Annotated in this window: 20 protein-coding genes; 16 read left to right on the top strand and 4 right to left on the bottom strand. The window is 65.2% G+C overall.

The genetic code is table 11. From position 1 onward, the window contains the following. Positions 1–22: 22 nt before the first annotated feature. The 5 genes from ACT17R_RS13720 (at position 23) to ACT17R_RS13700 (ending at position 3,653) form a co-directional block, all read left to right on the top strand. Complete coding sequence (locus ACT17R_RS13720) at positions 23–250, top strand: hypothetical protein (RefSeq protein WP_202988254.1); 228 nt, start codon at positions 23–25, stop codon at positions 248–250. Between the two features lie 17 nt (positions 251–267). Further along, positions 268–1,191, top strand: coding sequence for an alpha/beta fold hydrolase (locus ACT17R_RS13715; protein ID WP_062902020.1), 924 nt, complete (start codon positions 268–270; stop codon positions 1,189–1,191). Positions 1,192–1,384: 193 nt separating this feature from the next. Then, a complete protein-coding gene (locus ACT17R_RS13710; RefSeq protein ID WP_062902021.1) occupies positions 1,385–2,182 on the top strand; it encodes an AraC family transcriptional regulator in 798 nt (265 codons plus the stop codon). Beyond that, entirely contained in the window at positions 2,151–3,377 is a 1,227-nt protein-coding gene (locus ACT17R_RS13705) for a low temperature requirement protein A (RefSeq protein ID WP_062902022.1), read from the top strand. The genes ACT17R_RS13710 and ACT17R_RS13705 overlap by 32 nt, the downstream gene beginning before the upstream one ends. Positions 3,378–3,401: 24 nt before the next feature. Beyond that, entirely contained in the window at positions 3,402–3,653 is a 252-nt protein-coding gene (locus ACT17R_RS13700) for a hypothetical protein (protein ID WP_234179438.1), read from the top strand. Here the strand turns inward: ACT17R_RS13700 and ACT17R_RS13695 are convergent. Continuing rightward, positions 3,637–4,068 carry a hypothetical protein gene (locus ACT17R_RS13695; RefSeq protein WP_444809611.1) on the bottom strand — a complete coding sequence of 144 codons (432 nt, stop codon included), beginning with the start codon at positions 4,066–4,068 and terminating at the stop codon, positions 3,637–3,639. The two genes, ACT17R_RS13700 and ACT17R_RS13695, sit on opposite strands and share 17 nt — an antisense overlap. Positions 4,069–4,076: 8 nt before the next feature. Between ACT17R_RS13695 and ACT17R_RS13690 the strand changes: the two genes are divergently transcribed. Beyond that, complete coding sequence (locus ACT17R_RS13690) at positions 4,077–5,234, top strand: serine hydrolase domain-containing protein (RefSeq protein WP_062902023.1); 1,158 nt, start codon at positions 4,077–4,079, stop codon at positions 5,232–5,234. An 18-nt stretch (positions 5,235–5,252) separates the two neighbouring features. On the opposite strand, the gene ACT17R_RS13685 is transcribed toward ACT17R_RS13690, so the two are convergent. Together ACT17R_RS13685 and pdxH are read right to left on the bottom strand one after the other, a co-directional pair. Further along, the gene (locus ACT17R_RS13685; RefSeq protein WP_062902024.1) at positions 5,253–6,068 is read right to left on the bottom strand and encodes a PhzF family phenazine biosynthesis protein; all 816 of its coding nucleotides are present in this window, start codon (positions 6,066–6,068) and stop codon (positions 5,253–5,255) included. Further along, complete coding sequence (gene pdxH, locus ACT17R_RS13680) at positions 6,065–6,646, bottom strand: pyridoxamine 5'-phosphate oxidase (protein ID WP_003047963.1); 582 nt, start codon at positions 6,644–6,646, stop codon at positions 6,065–6,067. The genes ACT17R_RS13685 and pdxH overlap by 4 nt, the downstream gene beginning before the upstream one ends. Before the next feature lie 132 nt (positions 6,647–6,778). Between pdxH and ACT17R_RS13675 the strand changes: the two genes are divergently transcribed. From ACT17R_RS13675 to ACT17R_RS13635, 9 genes are all read left to right on the top strand, one after another. After that, positions 6,779–7,711, top strand: coding sequence for a DnaJ C-terminal domain-containing protein (locus ACT17R_RS13675; RefSeq protein ID WP_003047962.1), 933 nt, complete (start codon positions 6,779–6,781; stop codon positions 7,709–7,711). A 3-nt stretch (positions 7,712–7,714) separates the two neighbouring features. Continuing rightward, positions 7,715–8,791, top strand: coding sequence for a YihY/virulence factor BrkB family protein (locus tag ACT17R_RS13670; RefSeq protein WP_062902025.1), 1,077 nt, complete (start codon positions 7,715–7,717; stop codon positions 8,789–8,791). Position 8,792: 1 nt separating this feature from the next. Beyond that, positions 8,793–9,617: an enoyl-ACP reductase FabI gene (gene fabI, locus ACT17R_RS13665; protein WP_003047958.1), complete on the top strand. Its 825-nt coding sequence runs from the start codon at positions 8,793–8,795 to the stop codon at positions 9,615–9,617. Then, positions 9,610–10,140, top strand: a complete 531-nt coding sequence (locus ACT17R_RS13660) for a GNAT family N-acetyltransferase (RefSeq protein ID WP_444809610.1) — start codon at positions 9,610–9,612, stop codon at positions 10,138–10,140. Before fabI ends, ACT17R_RS13660 begins: the two co-directional genes overlap by 8 nt. Before the next feature lie 41 nt (positions 10,141–10,181). Beyond that, positions 10,182–10,556 (top strand): VOC family protein, encoded by a 375-nt coding sequence (locus ACT17R_RS13655; RefSeq protein WP_062902026.1) that lies wholly within the window; start codon positions 10,182–10,184, stop codon positions 10,554–10,556. After that, positions 10,553–11,629: a chorismate synthase gene (aroC, locus tag ACT17R_RS13650; protein ID WP_062902027.1), complete on the top strand. Its 1,077-nt coding sequence runs from the start codon at positions 10,553–10,555 to the stop codon at positions 11,627–11,629. The genes ACT17R_RS13655 and aroC overlap by 4 nt, the downstream gene beginning before the upstream one ends. 7 nt (positions 11,630–11,636) lie before the next feature. After that, positions 11,637–13,427 (top strand): SLC13 family permease, encoded by a 1,791-nt coding sequence (locus ACT17R_RS13645; RefSeq protein WP_444809609.1) that lies wholly within the window; start codon positions 11,637–11,639, stop codon positions 13,425–13,427. A gap of 91 nt (positions 13,428–13,518) precedes the next feature. After that, entirely contained in the window at positions 13,519–14,871 is a 1,353-nt protein-coding gene (locus tag ACT17R_RS13640; RefSeq protein ID WP_003047950.1) for a dicarboxylate/amino acid:cation symporter, read from the top strand. Between the two features lie 50 nt (positions 14,872–14,921). Continuing rightward, complete coding sequence (locus ACT17R_RS13635) at positions 14,922–16,241, top strand: dicarboxylate/amino acid:cation symporter (protein ID WP_288987245.1); 1,320 nt, start codon at positions 14,922–14,924, stop codon at positions 16,239–16,241. 24 nt (positions 16,242–16,265) lie between these two features. Here ACT17R_RS13635 and ACT17R_RS13630 read toward each other — a convergent pair whose 3' ends face one another. Beyond that, on the bottom strand, positions 16,266–17,174 hold the full coding sequence (locus ACT17R_RS13630) for a hypothetical protein (RefSeq protein ID WP_234179452.1): 909 nt from the start codon (positions 17,172–17,174) through the stop codon (positions 16,266–16,268). A gap of 173 nt (positions 17,175–17,347) precedes the next feature. Here ACT17R_RS13630 and ACT17R_RS13625 point away from each other — a divergent pair, with 173 nt between their 5' ends. After that, positions 17,348–18,739, top strand: coding sequence for a cytochrome P450 (locus tag ACT17R_RS13625; RefSeq protein WP_062903147.1), 1,392 nt, complete (start codon positions 17,348–17,350; stop codon positions 18,737–18,739).

The following is an 18,739-nucleotide window of genomic DNA, read 5'->3' as shown; positions in this document are numbered from 1 at the left end:
TCTTTAGCGGATGCGTGGGTGCGTGCAAGCGGATGCGGTGGTCGGGTTGCGACCGAAGTACGATATTTACGGCATCGTCATCCCGGACTTGCACCCCGGCTTGCGCCGGCGAACGCAAGGCGATTTGCCGCAACGTCCGCTCTCCAACCCAATGCCGCCAATCCGCCAAACGCCGCCGCAGTCGCCACCGACCCGCCATTTGTTGCAGCTTGCCAGCGGCGCCGCGCTCGGCCAGACGGTTTTGAAATGAAACCAGAGGAGCGATGCATGAGCGGCGATTTCGATCAGGTGCGGGTCAGGCTGGCGACGGGGGTCGAACTCGACGTTGTTGATATGGGGCCGCGCGATGCGCCGGTGCTGATATTCCTCCACGGCTTTCCCGAATCGCACCGCACCTGGCGCTTTCAGCTGCCGCATTTCGCGCAGCATTTCCGCTGCATCGCGCCCGATCAGCGCGGCTATCGCGGGTCGTCGAAGCCGCAGGACGCCGCCTCCTACACCCCCGACAAGCTGATCGCCGATATCTTTGCGCTCGCCGACGCGCTGGACGTCGGCGATTTTACGGTCGTCGGGCATGATTGGGGTGGGGCGATCGCGTGGGGCGTGGCGCTCGGCGGTCAGCCAGGAGGGCTGCATCCCGAATGGTCGGGCCGCGTCACGCGGGCGGTCATCGCCAATGCGCCGCACCCTGCGATCTTTCAGCGCCTGCTGCTGACCAATGCCGAGCAGCGCGCCGCGAGCCAGTATATCCGCACCTTCCGCGATCCTGCCAGCGATGCGATTATCGAGGAGCATGGCATCGCGGGCATCCTTGCCCATGCCTTTGCGGGCAGGGTGCCGAGCGGCGGGATCCAGCCGCCCGACGAGATCGCCCGGCTGCTCAAGGATTGGGAGGATCGCGACACCTGCCGCGCAATGATCAACTGGTATCGCGGTTCGCCCGCCAATGTGCCCGCAATGGACGACCCCTATGCCGAGCCGCCCGCGATGCCTTTTCCGAAGCTGACGATCCCGACGCTGGTCGTCTGGGCGCTCGACGATGTCGCGCTGCCCCCGTGCAATCTCGACGGGATCGAAGAACTGGTGCCCGATATCTCCATCGTGAAGGTGCCGGGCTGCGGCCATTTTGTGCCTTGGGAAGCGCCCGATGCGGTCAACGCCGCGATGGACGAATTTCTCGCCGCAAACTGACCCGCGTCGCCGTTTAGCGGAGCCCGAAAAACGGCGGACGACTATAACAGTCGCCCGCCGGAGGGGTCGGTTTTGGGGTGCACCTTCAGTCCGTCCACTGGTTTGCGACCCAAAAACTGAAGGTGCGATTTAACCATAGATTTGGCCTATATTGCAGGCTTTCAGATTCTCCCGCATTCGGCATATTCGCTGGATGAACGCGGGAGAAGTCAGGGCAATCGCCAAGGTCGACCGGATCGACGGCCCGAGCAGTTGGACGGTGTCTGGCGATTGTCACATGCTGATCCTTTACGAAGCGGGCAGCTACCACTGGCTCGAGACCTGGCTCGACGGACGGCGAACATCGCTTGGCGATCCGATCCCCGGCGAAATGTGGCTGGCGCCCTTCGGTCACGAATATCGTGCGACGGCGCAGGGCGGCGCGGTGCGTAGCATCGAGGTCGAAATTCCGCACCACCGGCTCGCCGTTTCGCCCCATGCGCGGGCGATCGCGGGGCATGACGATCCGGCGATGGCGGCGCTCGCCCGCGCGCTCGCGGCGGGCGATGCCCAGGCGGGCGACGCGCTCATCGCCGCGATCGCCGAACGGCTCGCAACCACGGCAACGCTTCCGGTACAGCCGGGCATCGCGCGGCGCATCGACGATCTGATGCGTTATATCCAGAAGGGCCTCGAAACCCAGCTGTCGGTGCACGAACTTGCCGAGGAAGCCGGCATGTCGGTCAATAATCTGATCGTCCAGTTCGCGCGCGCGACGGGGCGCACGCCGGCGCAATATGTGCTGCATCAGCGGCTGCGCCGCGCCTGCTGGTTTCTGCTTAACCGGCCGCTGAGCGTCGCCGAAATCGCCTTTGCAACCGGCTTTTCGAGTCACGCGCATCTTTGTTCTGTGTTTCGGCGCAGGCTTGCTATGTCTCCCGGCCAGTGGCGCAAACTTATGAAGGGGAGGGCGAGCGTCGATGGCGAGGACCAATCTGTTTCGGGCGCGTGACGCGCACGGCCATGCGCCAGTCACCTATATCGAGCTGTTCTTCGACCTCGTTTTCGTCTTCGCGATAACCCAGCTTTCGCACGGTCTGCTCGCGCATCTGTCGCTGATGGGGGCGTTGCAGGCGCTGATCCTGCTGTTCGCGGTCTGGTGGGTGTGGATTTACACGACCTGGGTTGCGAACTGGCTCAACCCCGACCGCGCCAATGTCCGCCTGATGCTGATCCTGCTGATGCTCGCGGGGCTCGCGCTGTCGAGTGCCATTCCCTACGCGTTCGGCAAGAATGGCTGGCTGTTCGCCGCCGCTTATTGTTCGATGCAATTGGGGCGGTCGCTTTATGTCGTCTGGGCAAGCTGGGGGATCCACGACGGGCGCGCACGCAATTTCGCGCGCATCGCCTTCTGGTCGCTGCTCACCCTGCCCCTGTGGATCGCGGGCTGCTTCGCCGATGCCGAGGTGCGGATGCTGTGCTGGGCGGCGGCGCTCGCCATCGAATATGCCGGTCCCTTCGCCTTTTTTGCGACGCCAGGGCTGGGCCGGTCGAACGCGGCTGACTGGGACATCGCCGGGGCGCATATGGCCGAACGCTGCGCGCTGTTCATCATCATTGCGCTGGGTGAGGGGGTGCTCGTCACCGGCGCGACCTTTGCGACGTTGCCACAGGACGCGCTCCACTGGACGGCTTTCGTGACCTGCTTCCTGGGCAGCGCGGCGCTGTGGTGGCTCTATTTCGACACCGGCGCGGTGCGCGGGAGCAAGCTGATCGAGGTGAGCGGCGACGCCGGCCTTCTCGCGCGCAACGCCTATACCTATTGGCATATCCCGATCGTCGCGGGGCTCGTCGTCTCGGCGGTCGCCGACGAAATGCTGCTCGCCCACCCCAAGGGGCATATCGAGCCGGCCTATCTCGCCGTTGCCGTCGGCGGCGCGCTGCTCTTCCTCGTCGGCAATATGGGGTTCAAGCGCGCGACGAACGATCGGCCGCTGCCGCCCTTTTCGCATATGCTCGGCTGCGCGCTGCTGCTCGCGATCGGCGCCGCGGCCTGGTTCGGCCATTGGCAGCCGCTGACGCTCGGCATGGGAATTTTCGGCGCGCTGTTGTTCACCGCGATCTGGGAATGGGGATCGCTCAACGGCGGCTGGCAGCGCTGGGCGCCCGGGCTCGGCCGCTTGTTCGGCGCCGATCCCGATGCCTAGCCGGATGTTTCAGGGGAGGAATCCATGTCGCACACCATGATCATGCTCATCGCCGCGCTGGCCCTGCTGGTCCTGCTACGCCTGTCCATTCGCGATGCCGCCCGCGCGACCCGGCTTTTTCTGGTCCTGTGGTTGGTCGTATCGGTCGCCAATCTGCTCTTCGGCGTGCTTTCCGCCGGCTATGGCTGGGACGAGGAGGCGACGGTGTGGCTGCTCGTCTTCGGCGTCCCCGCGGCTTTCGCGCTGATCACGAAGCGGTTCAGGGTGCGGGATTGATCAGGCAGCCATTGGCGCCGGCATAGCGCGCGCTGCGTGATGCGAGCAGCGGCACGCTGCCCGTCACCGTCTTCGTCGCCGGATCGTCGCTGAGCGACACCAGTTCCATGCCGGGTTCGAAGTCCGTCTGGCAACTGTCGAGGCTGCGTCCCTGGACATAGCGGCACGAACAACCGACGCGCGCGGCATAGGCCGAGCCGAGTTCGGCCTGCGCCTTGAACGACGGAAATTGCCAGATTAGGAAGATCAGCAACAGGGCGCCGAACCCCGCAGCCCACGGCAGGCAGCCGCCCCAACGGCTCGCCCGGCGCTTGCGGCCGCGCAGGCGGCGCGGCACGTCGGGGCGCTCGCCGGTCGGTGTCGGCGCCGCGGCAGGTTCGCCCGTTGCCGTTTCGGGTGGGTTGGTGTTACTCACGGGCGGCCATGATCACGAAAAAACTCTTGCTGGCAAGTGCCGCGCTCGCGCTTCTGGGTGGCTGGTCGCTGACGCACGCCGCCGGTCAGGGCAGCATGGCGCCGCCCGCACCAGCACCGCGGCTGGGCGCGTCGATCGACGATGTCGTGCCGGTCGCTGCGTCGCCCGCGCTCCCGGCGCTCGATCCGGTGGTGAAGGCGAAGGCCGATGCGCTGTTCGACGATGCCGGCGATGTCGGCGAGACGCGCGCGCTGTTGGTCCTGCGCGACGGCAAGCCAATCTACGAACGCTATGGCGCCGGCTTCGGCCCCGATACCAAGCTTATCAGCTGGTCGATGGCCAAGAGCATCACCGCGGTGCTGACCGGTTTTCTGGTCGCCGACGGCCAATTGTCGCTCGATGGCCCGGCGCCAGTCGCGGCGTGGCAACGCAGCGGCGATCCGCGCGGCACGATCGCGCTCAGGGATCTGTTGCACATGTCATCGGGCCTTGAGCATGTCGAGGAAGGCGACCCGGTGTGGCGCGGCGACACGGTCGACATGTTGTTCGGCAAGGGCGCGCAGGATATGGCCGCCTTTGCCGAGGGCAAGCCCGCTATCGCCAAACCGGGTGAAGTCTTCAACTATAGTTCGGCGACCAGCGTCATCCTTGCCGATATCCTGACCGATGCACTGACCCCGTCCTCGAACCCCGACGCGCGGCGCGACGCGATGCTCGATTTCATTCACGGCCGTTTGACCGAGCCGCTGGGGATGACCAGCCTGACCCCCGAATTCGATGCGCATGGCACGATGGTCGGCGGATCGATCATGCACGCGACCGCACGCGACTATGCGAAGTTCGGCGAATTCCTGCGCAATCATGGTGTTGCGAACGGCCAGCGCCTGCTCCCCGAAACCTGGATGCGCTTCATGCTGACGCCGTCGCCCAACGATGCCGGCTATGGCGGGCACATCTGGCTCAATCGCGCGCGGCCCGCGGGCGTGGGGGCAGCGCTATGGCCCGATCGCGGGCCGAACGACCTGTTCGCCTGCATCGGGCATCAGGGGCAATATATCATCGTGTCGCCGTCGCAGCGGATCACGATGGTGCGGCTCGGCATAACGAAGGACAAGCAGTTCCCGGCGCTCCGCCGCCATCTCGCCGATCTGACTGCCGCGCTCTAAGGCGCTACGCCGCGATCGTCAGAGCAGGAATTCGCCGGTCAGCGTCGTGACGCAGCGACCCGAAAGCTCGACCTGATCGCCGTCGATATGACAGCCGACTCGCCCGCCGCGCTCGCTCGCCTGCCAGGCGGTAAAGCGGTCGCGCGCCAGTCGGCGCGTCCAATAAGGGGTAAGGACGCAGTGCGCCGACCCGGTGACGGGATCTTCATCGATCCCCGCGCTTGGCACGAACACGCGGCTCACGACATCGGCGCCTGCTGGGTCGCCCGCGCCGTCGGCGGTGGCGATCGCCTGTACGTCGCCCAGCGCCTTGAGCGCCGCCATGTCGGGCGCCAGCGCGCGCACCTCGCGCGGATCGGCATAGACGAGCAGCGCATAGCGCCCCTCATGCCACAGCGTTTCGACCGGCGACCCGCCGACCGCGGCCGCGATCTTCGCCAGCGGCTTGGGTTCGGGGCGATAGGCGGGCAGGCGCATGCGATATCCGTCCTCGTCATCGCGCGCGACAACGAGGATGCCCGCGTGGCGCGTGCGAAAACGCATGTCGCCGCGCCACTGGGCGGTGGTCAGCAGCACATGTCCGCTCGCCAGCGTCGCGTGGCCGCACAGCGCGACCTCTTGCTTGGGCGTGAACCAGCGCAGTTCGTAATCGGCCTCGCTCGTTTCGTCGGGAACGACGAAGGCGGTTTCGGACAGATTATTCTCCGCCGCGATCGCCTGAAGCATCGCGTCGCTCATCCACTCATCAAGCGGCATGACGGCCGCCGGATTTCCCTCGAACGCCCGCTCGGCAAAGGCGTCGACGCGCGTGATCGGCAGGCGGCGCCAGCTCATGGGTAGAGCAGTCCGCTCGTCCAGCCATCGCCCGCGCGCACGAACAACGTGCGTTCGTGCAGGCGATGCGCCCGGTCCTGCCAGAATTCGATTCGCTCGGGCGTCACGCGCCAGCCCGACCAGCGTGGCGGACGCGGCACGTCCTGTCCTTCGAAGCGCGCCTGCATTTCGGCAAAGCGGCTTTCGAAGCTTTCACGCGCGTCGAGCGGACGCGACTGCTGGCTGGCCCAGGCGCCGAGCTGGCTGTCGCGGCTGCGCGTCGCGAAATAGGCATCGGCGGTTGCGTCGTCGACGGTCGATACCGGGCCTTCGATGCGAATCTGTCGGCGCAGCGACTTCCAGTGAAAGAGCAGTGCGACATGCGGGTTCGCCGCAAGTTCGCCGCCCTTGCGGCTGTCGAGATTGGTGTAGAAGACGAACCCGTCGGGGCCATGCCCTTTCAGCAGGACCATCCGCACCGACGGATGGCCGTCCGCCGTCGCGGTCGCCAGCGCCATCGCATTGCTGTCATTGGGTTCACTCGCGCGTGCCTCGCCATACCATAGGTCGAATAGCGCGAAAGGATCGGTCGTCGTCATGCCGGCTCAATACTCCGCGTCGCGCCTCTGGTCGAGCAAAAGCGTCGGGAACTTGACCCTCTGCGCGGCCATTACCACATGGCTCGCAATCGGCCCTTCACGGCCAGTCACTTATCGGGCTACAGGAGACAGATGGCAGATCCCTATTCCACCCTCGGCGTGGCGAAAAACGCGAGCGAAGCGGAAATCAAATCCGCTTATCGCAAGCTTGCAAAAGAGCTGCATCCCGACCGGAACAAGGAAAATCCGAAGGCGTCGGAGAAATTCTCCGACGTCACCAAAGCCTATGACCTGTTGTCCGACAAGGAAAAGCGCGCGCAGTTCGATCGCGGCGAAATCGATGCAGAGGGCAATCCCGCCATGCCGTTCGGTTTCGGAGGTGGCGGCGGCGGCTTTCGGGGCGACCCGCGCGGCGGGCCGCAGGGGGGCTTCGGCGGTTTTGGTGGCGAGGGCGCCGACTTCGGCGACATATTCGAAGGCCTGTTCGGCGGTCGCGGTGGTGGCGGCGGATTTGGTTTCGGCGGGGGACGCAGCGCACCGCCGCAAAAAGGCGCCAATGTCGCCTATCGGCTGAGCGTTTCGTTCGTCGACGCGGCGACCCAGGCGATGCAGCGGATTACGCTTGCCGACGGCAAGACGATCGACCTCAAGCTGCCGGCCGGGGTCGAAACCGGAACGCAGATGCGCCTCGCGGGCAAGGGGCAGCCGGGGCCCGGGGGCAATGGCGACGGCATCGTAACTATCAGCGTCAAGGATCATCCCTTCTACGAACGCGATGGCGACAATATCCGGCTCGACTTGCCGATCACGCTGAACGAAGCGGTCAAGGGCGCGAAGATCAAGGTGCCGACCGTCGACGGACCGGTGATGTTGTCGATCCCAGCGGGTTCCTCGTCGGGCAAGGTGATGCGCCTCAAGGGCAAGGGGTTCAGCAGCAAGGGCGGCGGCCGCGGCGACCAGCTCGTCCGGTTGATGGTGGACATTCCTTCGGGCGACACCGCGCTCGAAAAGGCGCTCGAAGGTTGGACCGATACGCGGCCGGTGCGGGCCGATCTTGGCGTGTGATGTGTGGTTGAACGTCCCGGGCAGCAAGACGCCGCAGCGCTCGAACGTCAGGTCGCCGAAGAGGTCGGCAGGGAATTTCTGGCCGAAGGCCACTCGCCCCATTCGCCCGAGGCACGCGCCGAGCGCGCCAAGCGCATGCACCTTCGCGGGCGGGCGCAGGGCGTCATCGAACGCGGACGCGAAACGCTCGGCCCCGGGACGCGTATCTTTCGCGTCGCGCGCCGGGTGGTGGTCGGCACATACACCGACGGGTTCATCCACGCCGGAAATCTTGCCTATCTTGCGCTGATCGCGCTCTTTCCCTTCTTCATCCTGCTCGCTGCGGTGCTCAGTCTCGTCGGTGGCGCTTATGGCAGCGAGCGGGCGATCGAAGCCGTCTTTTCGACGATGCCGCCGTCGGTTGCGCGCGCGCTCGCGGGGCCGATCGCCGAGGTGATGAGCGCGCGGACGGGCATTTTCCTCTGGCTCGGCGCGCTCGTCGCGCTGTGGACCGTCGGCAGCCTGATCGAAACGATCCGCGACATCTTGCGCCGCGCCTACGGCACCCATTTTTCCAAAGGCTTTTTCCACTATCGGCTGGTGTCGATCGGCATCATCACCGGCGCGGTCGTGCTGATGCTGATCTCGTTCAGCTTGCAGGTACTGATTGTCGGCATCGAACAGTTCGTCGAACGCGTCCTGCCCTCTGCCTATCAGTCGGCGGGCGTCGTCGCCATTTCGCGCGGCGTATCGGGGCTGGGGCTGTTCGCCGCCATCTATTTTCTCTTCCTGTCGCTGACGCCGTCGAAATATCGCGGGCGACAATTTCCCAAATGGCCCGGCGCGCTCTTCACCACCCTGTGGTGGATGGCGGTCACTCTGGCGCTTCCGCCTTTGCTCGCCAGCCTGTTCCGCTATGACGCGACCTACGGCAGCCTTGCCGGCGTCATGATCGCGCTGTTCTTTTTCTACCTCGTCGGATTGGGTATGGTGATCGGCGCCGAACTCAATGCAGCGCTCGTCGAGGTTGAGGATTTGGGCCACGACGCTATTGGGCGCGTCGATGATATTGTGGTCGGTAACGACAAGACCGGAGAATGACATGGGGCTGATGAAGGGAAAGCGCGGGCTGATCATGGGGCTTGCGAACGACAAGTCGCTTGCCTGGGGCATCGCGAAGGCCCTGCATGCGCAGGGCGCCGAACTTGCCATTTCCTATCAGGGCGAGGTGATGGAAAAGCGGGTGAAGCCGCTCGCCGACCAGCTCGGCTGCGATTTCCTGATCGATTGCGACGTCAGCGACATGGCCAATCTCGACCAGGCGTTTGCCACGCTCGCGGCGCGTTGGCCGACGATCGATTTCATCGTCCACGCGATCGGCTACACCAACAAGGAGGCGCTGCGCGGTGCCTATGCCGATGTCGGGCTCGAAGATTTTCTGATGACCATGAACATCAGCGTCTACAGCTTCACTGCGGTCGCCAAGCGCGCGGCGGCGATGATGACGCCCTATGATCCCGAAACGGGGCAGGGCGGCGGCGCGATGCTGACGCTCAGCTATTATGGCGCCGAAAAGGTCATTCCGCATTACAATGTGATGGGCGTCGCGAAGTCGGCGCTCGAAACCAGCGTCAAATATCTCGCCAACGACTATGGGCCGCAGGGCATTCGCGTCAACGCGATCTCGGCGGGACCGATCAAGACGCTGGCGGCGAGCGGAATCGGCGATTTCCGCCTGATCCTGAAGTGGAACGAATATAACGCGCCGCTGCGCCGCAATGTGACGATCGACGACGTCGGCGGCTCGGCGCTCTATCTGCTCAGCGACCTGTCGAGCGGCGTCACCGGCGAAACGCATCATGTCGATGCGGGCTACCACACTATCGGCATGAAGCAGGAAGACGCGCCGGACATCGCGCTTGCCTGATGCAATCGCGGTCCGCCGCGCCCGCGCTAAGGACGCGGCGGCAATCGCGGCGGTGCATCGGGAGGCTTTCACCGCAACCGGCTTCGGCTATCAGGACGAGGCCGAACTCGTCGCGATGATCGAGGCCGATGGCGATGCGCTCGTTTCGCTCGTTGCCGAGCGTGCTGGTACGGTCGCCGGGCATATCCTCTTCAGTCGCATGAGTGCGGTCGCAGACGACCGGCCTCTTGCTGCGGCCGGACTCGCGCCGGTAGCTGTGCTTCCCGATTGGCAGGGACAGGGCGTCGGCGGCCTGCTGATCCGCGGGGGACTCGCGGCGCTGCGCGATCAGGGGATAGCGTTGTGCGTCGTGCTTGGCGATCCGGCCTACTACACGCGCTTTGGCTTTTCCGCCGATCTTGCGGCGCGCTTCGCTTCGCCGTTCGCGGGCGAGCATCTGATGGCGACGATGCTCGATCCGGCGGCTGTCTGGCCGGTCGCGGGCCGGGCCGATTATGCCCCTGCCTTTGCGCGGATGGGCTGAGCGCGCTTGAATTGCGGCGCGATTCCCGCCATCGGCGGGGCATGGATTTCGCGCTTGCCCTCGATCATGTCCAGATCGCCATTCCGGTGGGCGGCGAAGCGCGGGCGCGCGCTTTCTATGGCGCGCTTCTCGGCCTCGCCGAATTGCCCAAGCCCGCCGACATGGCGGCGCGCGGGGGCTGCTGGTTCGCGCTTGGCGACCGGCAATTGCATCTGGGGGTCGAGGGCGATTTCCGGCCTGCCAGAAAGGCGCATGTCGCGCTCGCCACCGACGGGCTCGACGCGTTGCGCGCACGGGTCGGGGCGCATGGGCATCCGACGAAGGATGACAGCCCCGTCGATGGGCGTTACCGTTTTTTCACCGAAGATCCTTTCGGCAACCGCATCGAGTTCATGGACAGGACGCCGCGCACATGAGTTTCAACAGCTTCGGTCGCGTTCTGCGCTTCACCACCTGGGGTGAGAGCCACGGGCCGGCGCTCGGCGCGGTGGTCGATGGCTGTCCGCCGCGCCTCGCGCTGTCTGAAGCCGATCTTCAGCCTTGGCTCGACAAGCGCCGCCCGGGCCAGTCGCGGCACACGACGCAGCGGCAGGAGCCCGATCAGGTGCGCATCCTGTCGGGGGTGTTCGAGGGCAAGACCACCGGCACGCCGATCAGCCTGATGATCGAGAATGTCGACCAGCGGTCGAAAGATTATGGGGAGATTGCCCAGGCCTATCGCCCCGGCCACGCCGATTATGCCTATGACGCCAAATATGGCATCCGCGACTATCGCGGCGGTGGCCGGTCGAGCGCGCGTGAGACCGCCGCGCGCGTCGCGGCCGGCGGGGTCGCGCGGCTGATCCTGCCCGAGGTGCAGATCCATGCGTGGGTCGCCGAAATCGGCGGCGATGCGATCGACCCGGCGAACTTCGATCTCGAAGAGATTGATCGCAATCCCTTTTTCTGTCCCGACCCGGCCGCGGCGCAGCGCTGGGAAGGGCTGATGGACGCCGCGCGCAAGTCGGGCAGTTCGCTCGGCGCGGTAATCGAATGTGCCGCGAGCGGCGTTCCGGCGGGCTGGGGCGCGCCCATCTATGCCAAGCTCGATGCCGACCTCGCCTCTGCGATGATGGGTATCAATGCCGTCAAGGGCGTCGAAATCGGTGCGGGCTTCGGCGCGGCGCGGCTGCGCGGCGAGGAAAATGCCGATCCGATGCGCCCCGCGAGCGACGGCAGCAACCGCCCCGATTTCCTCTCGAACAATGCCGGCGGCATTGCGGGCGGCATCTCGACCGGCCAACCCGTCGTGGTGCGCGTCGCCTTCAAGCCGACCAGTTCGATCCTGACCCCTGTGCCGACGGTGAACAAGGCGGGCGAGGCGACCGACATCGTCACCAAGGGGCGCCACGATCCCTGCGTGGGTATCCGCGGTGCGCCGGTGGTCGAAGCGATGATGGCGCTCGTCCTCGCCGACCACAAGCTGCTCCAGCGCGCGCAGTGCGGATAGTCGCCGAATGATCGCCGCGGCGCAGGCCTTTATCGCCCAGCATCAGGCGATCATCGGCCTTGTCGTACTCGCCCTGATGTTCGTCGGCTTCGTGATGGAGCGCTTCCCGGCGACCGTCGTCGCGATCCTCGGGACCTGCACCTTCCTCTTCCTCGGCATCCTGTCGGGCAAGGATCTTTTTTCGGTCTTTTCCAATTCGGCGCCGGTGACGATTGGCGCGATGTTCATCCTATCGGGCGCCTTGCTGCGCACCGGCACGCTCGACGCGATCGCGAACCGCATCATCGCCCGGGCGCAGCGACACCCGAAGCTGGCGCTCGCGGAGATGTTCTTCGGCGTCTATGTCGCCTCGGCCTTCCTCAACAACACGCCGGTCGTGGTCGTGATGATCCCGATCATGCTCAAGCTGGCGAGCGCGCTGGGGATCAGCGCCAAGCGGCTGCTGATGCCGCTGTCCTTCGTCTGCATCCTCGGCGGCACGACGACGCTCATCGGCACCTCGACCAACCTGCTCGTCGCCGCGGTGGCACAGGATAATGGCCTCGATCGCTTCGGCATCTTCACCATCACCCCGGTCGGGCTCGTTGCGGGGGTAGCGGGGACGCTGGCGCTGCTGCTGATCGCGCGCCGCTTTCTGCCCGACGATTCACCGTCGCAGATCGCGCTCAGCCAGGAACATCGCACCTTCCTCTCCGAAGTGCGCATCCTGAAGGACGGCAATCTGGTCGGGCGGCGTGTCGGCGACGTGCCCTTCGTCAAGCGCGCCAATGTGAAGCTCGTCGCGATGAAGCGCGGTGCGACGCTGCGCCGGTCGAACCTTGCCGACGATATATTGGAGCCCGACGACCGCCTCGTCCTGCGGCTTGAGCTTGCCGAACTCCTGTCGCTGCGCGCGAACAAGAATGTCGCTATCGGCCTGACCGCCGGGCACGACAATGCCGACCAGAATGACGAGGCGATCGTCGAGGCGATGATCGCCCCCAGCCACCCGGCGATCGGTCGCCGGCTGATCGAAATACCCTTTCTCTCGTCGCTTAAGGTCCGCATCCTCGGCATGGCGCGCTTTCGCAAGACGCCGGGCCCCGACCTCCCCAATGCGCGCGTTCAGGCGATCGATCGTGTGCTGGTAACGGGGCCGGCGGACCAGATCGAACAGCTCTACGGCCATCCGCACCTCTATGGCGTGGGCTCGACCAGCGAGCGCGAGTTTCGCCGCAACAAGGCGCCGATCGCCATCGGCGCGCTCGTCGGCGTCATCCTGCTGGCGACCTTCAATGTCATGGACATCGGCGTCGCCGCGATCATCGGGGTCGGGCTGATCTTGGTGACGCGCTGCATCGACGCCGACGAGGCGTGGGATTCGATCGATGGCAATGTCCTTGTCCTGATCTTCGCGATGCTCGCGGTCGGGCTGGCGCTCGAAAATTCGGGTAGCGTCGAACTGGTCGTCGGCGAACTGACGCCGTTGCTGCGCAGCGTACCGCCGTGGGGGCTGGTCGTTGCGACCTATATCCTGTCGGTGCTGCTCACCGAAATCGTCACCAACAACGCGGTCGCCATTCTGGTGACGCCGCTGGCGATCGCGGTGGCGCGGCAATTGGGGGTCGATCCCTATCCGCTGGTGATCGCGGTCATGTTTGCCGCATCGGCCAGCTTCGCCACACCGATCGGCTATCAGACGAACACGCTGGTCTATGCGGCGGGCAATTACCGCTTCATCGATTTTTTCCGCGCGGGCATTCCGCTGACGCTTGCCGTCGGCGCCGCAACCTGCGCAGCCATTACTTTTCTTGTGTAGGCTCTGAAGATTCTGGCGATTGCTCCGCGGGCACCGGGCTGTTAGGCCCCCCATTTACATTCGGCGGGGACCGGAACAGGGGAGCGAATTGATGGCGAAACGCCTCACAATTTACATTTTGATCGGCATGGTTCTGGGGGTCGTCGCCGGCTATCTGGTGCGCGTTATGGTGCCCGCGGGCAGCGAGGCCTTCGATAATTGGCTGCGCGGCTTTTCGATGCTCGCCAATATTTTCCTCAATCTGATCAAGATGCTGGTTGCGCCGCTGATCCTGGGCACGCTTATCGCGGGGATCGCGCATATGGGCGACAGCTCGGCGCTCGGCCGCATCGGGGTCCGCGCCATTTCGTGGTTCATCATCGCCAGCTTGATCTCGATCAGCCTCGGCCTGATCATGGTCAATGTGCTCGAACCGGGCGCCGGGCTGCATCTGACCGTCGGCGCCCATTCGGCGGCCGAAGTCGGCGAGGTCAAGAAACTCGACCTGTTCGAATTCGTCGAACATATCTTTCCCAAGAATATCGTCGCCGCGATGGGCGAAAATAACGTCCTCCAGATTCTGGTCTTTGCGCTGTTCGCGGGCGTCGGCCTGTCGGCGATCGGCGAGAAGGGCGCGCCGCTCGTCCGCGGGGCCGAGGCGCTTGCCGAGCTGATGCTCCAGATCACCGGCTATGTCATGCGCCTCGCGCCGCTCGCGGTGTTCGGCGCGCTCGCCAAGGTGGTGGCGCAATATGGGCTCGGCATCCTTGCGACCTACGCCGAACTGCTCACCGAATTCTACATGTCGCTCGTCGTGCTGTGGGCGCTGCTGCTCGGCATCGGGGCGATCTTCCTCGGCAAGCGGATCGTCGAACTGATCCGCTATATCCGCGAACCGATCCTGATCGCCTTCTCGACCGCCTCATCCGAAGCCGCGATGCCGAAGCTGTTCGAACAGCTCGACCGCTTCGGGGTTCCGCGCCGCATCTCGGGCTTCGTGCTGCCGCTCGGCTACAGCTTCAACCTCGACGGATCGATGATGTACGCCAGCTTCGCGACCATCTTCATCGCGCAGGCCTATGGCATCGAACTGTCGATCACGACGCAGATCCTGATCCTGCTGACGCTGATGGTGTCGTCGAAGGGGATTGCCGCGGTGCCGCGCGCCAGCCTGGTCGTCATCACCGCGACGCTCGCCATGTTCGATCTTCCGGTCGAGGGGGTCGCGCTCGTCTTCGCGATCGACCAGTTCCTCGACATGGGGCGCACCGCGACCAACGTCGTCGGCAATGCGGTGGCGACCAGCGTCATCACCAAATGGGAAGGCATGCTGGAGGTCGAGGATCCGGCGTTCGACGACCGTCCGCATGCGCCGGCGCATACGTCGCATCACGGGATGCGGGGGCTGGACCTTCAGGAAGATATGGTCGAGGATAGGACCACGCCCCCGGCCGACCGCGCCTGACGCCCAGCTTTTCGGCCGCTCCCACCCACGGGCGCGCAAGGAGCTGAGCCATGACCGAAACCAAAGCCCCGCCCGGCGGGGATGAGGAGGCGCGCGCCAAGCAATTGCAATGGCGTATGCTGTTCGGTTTCGTCGGTGGCCTGATCGCCGGACTTGCCGCCCATTATGGTGCGGCGGGCGCCGGCTGGGTCGACAGTGCAACGACTTACGTCACCGGTCCGATCGGCCAGATTTTCCTGCGCCTGCTGTTCATGCTCGTGATCCCGCTGCTGGTGTCGGCGCTGATCGTTGGTGTCGCCGAAATGGGCGAGATGCGGGCGTTGAAATCGGTGGGCATCCGGACGCTGCTCTACACGGTCGTCGTCTCGTCGATTGCCGTCGCGATCAGCCTGCTGCTCGTCAATCTAATCCAGCCCGGGGCGGGGGTCGATCCGGCGCTGGCCCGGAATCTGATCGCCGAGGGCGCCGAAGGCGCCAGGGCGATTACCGACCGCGCGGGCGAGGCGAAGTCGGGGATGGATGCGCTCGTTGCGATCGTGCCGAGCAATTTCATCGGCGCGATGAGCGAGAATGATGTGCTCGCCGTGATGTTCTTCGCACTCTTTTTCGGTATTGGCCTGATGCTCGTCCGGACGCCGCAGACGGCGGCCCTCAAGACCGCGATCGAGGGCGTGTTCGAAGTGTCGATGAAGCTGATCGGCCTCGTCATCCGGCTCGCACCGATCGCCATCTTCTGTTTCATGTTCAATCTTGCCGCCCAGTTCGGCTGGGATCTGATGGTGCGCCTGTCGGCTTATGTCGGGGTCGTGCTGCTGGCGCTCGGGCTCCAGATGTTCATCGTCTTTCCGGTGATGTTGCGGCTGCTTGCGAACAAGTCGCCGACGGCCTTCTTCCGTCAGACGCAGGAAGCGTTCGTGATGGCGTTCGCGACATCGTCGTCGAACGCGACGCTGCCCACCGCGCTGCGCGTTGCGCACGACCGGCTGCGCCTGCCCGACCAAGTGGCGCGCTTCGTGCTGACGCTCGGCGCTACCGCAAACCAGAACGGCACCGCCATGTTCGAAGGCGTGACCGTGATCTTTCTTGCGCAATTCTTCGGCATCGACCTGACACTTCAGCAGCAGCTGATGGTGATGCTCGTCTGCATCCTCGGCGGTATCGGCACCGCGGGGGTACCGGCGGGGTCGCTGCCGGTGATCGCGCTCATCCTCGCCTCGGTCGGGGTGCCGCCCGAAGGGATCGGCCTCGTGCTCGGCGTGGACCGCTTCCTCGACATGTGCCGCACGACGCTCAACGTGATCGGCGACCTCGTTGCGGCGACCGTGGTGTCGGCGGGCACGAAGGACGAAGCGCGGCCATCACCCGCCTGATCGGGGCCGGCAGCCCGGCATCGGTCAGTTTTCGCGAACGTGTCCGGACCGGTCGCCACGGCTCCGGCGCGGTGCATCGCCTGTGGGACGCGTCGGCGGCGGTGCGCTTACCGCAGGCGGCCGCGGGGGCGGCGTCCGCAAGGCAGGTGAAGGTCGCTGCGGAGCCGGGGTCGTGCGGTTGGCAGGCGGCGCGGTCACAACCGGAGACGAGCGTTGCCTGCTTCCTGTCCATTCGCCCGTAGGCGCCGGTCGCGTGCGGATTACACCCGGGCCACCCGCGGGGCGCCGCGGTACAGTGAATTGATCGCCAGGCTCTGTCGTCGGGGGGCTGCCCACCGGCGGACGCGGGCGGATGACGCCCGGACCGCGATCGGGGCGTCCGGGGTTGCCGCTGGTCGGCGGGGTACCGGCGCCGGGCCGACCGCCGGGCGGGCGCGTCCCATGCTGGCCATGCTGGCCGTCGCCGTCCCGATCATGCCCCTGCCAACCGCCGGGGCGATGGGGGCGTCCACCGTGATCGCCGCCGCTCGACGGCGGGCGGCCTTGCCAGTGGCCGTCGCCGCGGTCGCCGCGATGCTTCCACCAGGCGCGGCGCCCGCCCCAATAGTTCAGATACTGGCCGCGCAGCGGGTAGCGGTTGCGATAATTGTCGAACATCCACATGCCGTAGCCGGGGTAATAATAATTGTCGTACCAGCCGCCGCCGAAACCGATCTGGACGAAGCCGCCGCTATAGTCGGTCGGATCGTAACAGTCGTAGCCATAGCCGTCCGAATAGGCATAGGGATCATAATCATAATAGTCGTTCGCGCAGACCCCCGCCGAGGCATAGCTCGGGCCATAGAGATCGCCGTCATAGTAGCAGCCGCCGAGCGTCGCGGTGGCGAGAGCGCCGAGCGCGAGGGAGAGGGGCTTTTTGAGGCTGTTGGGCATGATGCCATCCTTCCTTGGCGCCGCGATGGAGGCGCCATATCGGAATCGAAACTGCACGAAGCGAGTTGAATTTGCGGTGAATGGTCGCCGCCGCCGGAATAAGACTTACTTGCAACAATGTCAGTAAGCCGATAGTCTGCGCCGACATCGGACAAAATGAAGGATTTGCCGCGATGAATGCCCCCACGACGATCGAATGGTCGGAACGCCGCTTCGGACCCGAGACCGCGCACTGGATGCCGCGTAACGCGGAGACCGCGCTCGATCATATTCCCGGCGACGACGGGATTCCCGTGCTCGGCACGACGCTGGCGCAGCTCAAGGATCCGGTCGGCTTCACCAACCGCATGGTCGCGCAGCACGGCAAGGTCTATCGCGCCAAAAGCTTCGGCGGCCGCGGCGTGTCGCTCGTCGGGCCCGAAGCGAACGAGCTTGTCCTGTTCGATCGCGAAAAGATCTTCTCGTCCGAACAGGGGTGGGGGCCGGTGCTCAACCTCCTGTTCCCGCGCGGCTTGATGCTGATGGACTTCGAAAAGCATCGCGCCGACCGCAAGACGCTGTCGGTCGCCTTCAAGCCCGAACCGATGCGGCATTATGCCGGCGCACTGAACGAGGGTATCGGCAGCCGCATCGGCGCATGGAGCGGCAAGAGCTTCAAATTCTATCCGGCGATCAAACAGCTGACGCTCGACCTGGCCGCGACGAGCTTTCTCGGCATCCCCTGGGGGCCGGAGGCGGAACGGATCAACAAGGCGTTCGTCGACATGGTGCAGGCGTCGATCGGCATCATACGCGTGCCGATGCCCTTCACCGCCATGGGCCGCGGGGTCGCCGGGCGCAAATTCCTCGTCGATTATTTCACGCGACTGGTGCCCGAACGCCGGGCATCGGAAGGCGAGGATATTTTCACCCAAATCTGTCACGCCAAGGACGATGACGGCGAATATCTCAGCGTCGAGGCGATCGTCGACCACATGAACTTCCTGATGATGGCGGCGCATGACACCATCACCAGTTCGATCACCTCGCTCGTCTGGCTGCTCGCCCGGCATCCCGAATGGCAGGACCGGCTGCGCGACGAAATGCTGTCCGTCGCGCCGGCGGGCGAGGGTGTAGGGCACAACAGCCTCGGCGAGCTTGAACTGACCGAAATGGCGTTCAAGGAAGCGTTGCGACTGATCCCGCCGGTGCCCGCCATCCCGCGCCGCGCGCTCCGGGATTTCGAATTCGGCGGCTACCATATTCCCGCCGGCACCAATGTCGGGATCAACCCGAGCTATACGCATATGATGGCCGAATATTGGCCGGACCCCGAACGCTTCGACCCGCTGCGCTTCGCGCCCGAAGCGGTGCGGGGTCGCCACAAATATGCATGGGTTCCTTTCGGCGGCGGCGCGCATATGTGTCTGGGGCTGCACTTCGCCTATATGCAGGCGAAAATCTTCTTCCACCATGTGCTGACGACGCATCGCATCCGTATCGCCGACGGCTATGCCCCCGACTGGCACATGTGGCCGATCCCGCGCCCGAAAGACGGGCTGACGGTCACCTTCGACCCGCTCTGA

The organism is Sphingopyxis sp. Q841 (genome assembly GCF_052384365.1).
Classification (GTDB): domain Bacteria; phylum Pseudomonadota; class Alphaproteobacteria; order Sphingomonadales; family Sphingomonadaceae; genus Sphingopyxis; species Sphingopyxis terrae_A.
This window is presented reverse-complemented; position numbering and strand designations above follow the sequence as displayed.

Excerpts from the sequence above, each read along its gene's own strand:
- ACT17R_RS13675 (WP_003047962.1), top strand. The coding sequence starts at position 6,779 with ATGGCAGATCCCTATTCCACCCTCGGCGTGGCGAAAAACGCGAGCGAA.
- ACT17R_RS13655 (WP_062902026.1), top strand. The coding sequence starts at position 10,182 with ATGGATTTCGCGCTTGCCCTCGATCATGTCCAGATCGCCATTCCGGTG.
- ACT17R_RS13710 (WP_062902021.1), top strand. The coding sequence starts at position 1,385 with ATGAACGCGGGAGAAGTCAGGGCAATCGCCAAGGTCGACCGGATCGAC.
- ACT17R_RS13715 (WP_062902020.1), top strand. The coding sequence starts at position 268 with ATGAGCGGCGATTTCGATCAGGTGCGGGTCAGGCTGGCGACGGGGGTC.
- ACT17R_RS13690 (WP_062902023.1), top strand. The coding sequence starts at position 4,077 with ATGATCACGAAAAAACTCTTGCTGGCAAGTGCCGCGCTCGCGCTTCTG.
- ACT17R_RS13640 (WP_003047950.1), top strand. The coding sequence starts at position 13,519 with ATGGCGAAACGCCTCACAATTTACATTTTGATCGGCATGGTTCTGGGG.
- ACT17R_RS13700 (WP_234179438.1), top strand. The coding sequence starts at position 3,402 with ATGTCGCACACCATGATCATGCTCATCGCCGCGCTGGCCCTGCTGGTC.
- pdxH (WP_003047963.1), bottom strand. The coding sequence starts at position 6,646 with ATGACGACGACCGATCCTTTCGCGCTATTCGACCTATGGTATGGCGAG.
- ACT17R_RS13630 (WP_234179452.1), bottom strand. The coding sequence starts at position 17,174 with ATGCCCAACAGCCTCAAAAAGCCCCTCTCCCTCGCGCTCGGCGCTCTC.
- ACT17R_RS13685 (WP_062902024.1), bottom strand. The coding sequence starts at position 6,068 with ATGAGCTGGCGCCGCCTGCCGATCACGCGCGTCGACGCCTTTGCCGAG.
- ACT17R_RS13635 (WP_288987245.1), top strand. The coding sequence starts at position 14,922 with ATGACCGAAACCAAAGCCCCGCCCGGCGGGGATGAGGAGGCGCGCGCC.
- ACT17R_RS13645 (WP_444809609.1), top strand. The coding sequence starts at position 11,637 with ATGATCGCCGCGGCGCAGGCCTTTATCGCCCAGCATCAGGCGATCATC.
- ACT17R_RS13705 (WP_062902022.1), top strand. The coding sequence starts at position 2,151 with ATGGCGAGGACCAATCTGTTTCGGGCGCGTGACGCGCACGGCCATGCG.
- ACT17R_RS13625 (WP_062903147.1), top strand. The coding sequence starts at position 17,348 with ATGAATGCCCCCACGACGATCGAATGGTCGGAACGCCGCTTCGGACCC.
- aroC (WP_062902027.1), top strand. The coding sequence starts at position 10,553 with ATGAGTTTCAACAGCTTCGGTCGCGTTCTGCGCTTCACCACCTGGGGT.
- fabI (WP_003047958.1), top strand. The coding sequence starts at position 8,793 with ATGGGGCTGATGAAGGGAAAGCGCGGGCTGATCATGGGGCTTGCGAAC.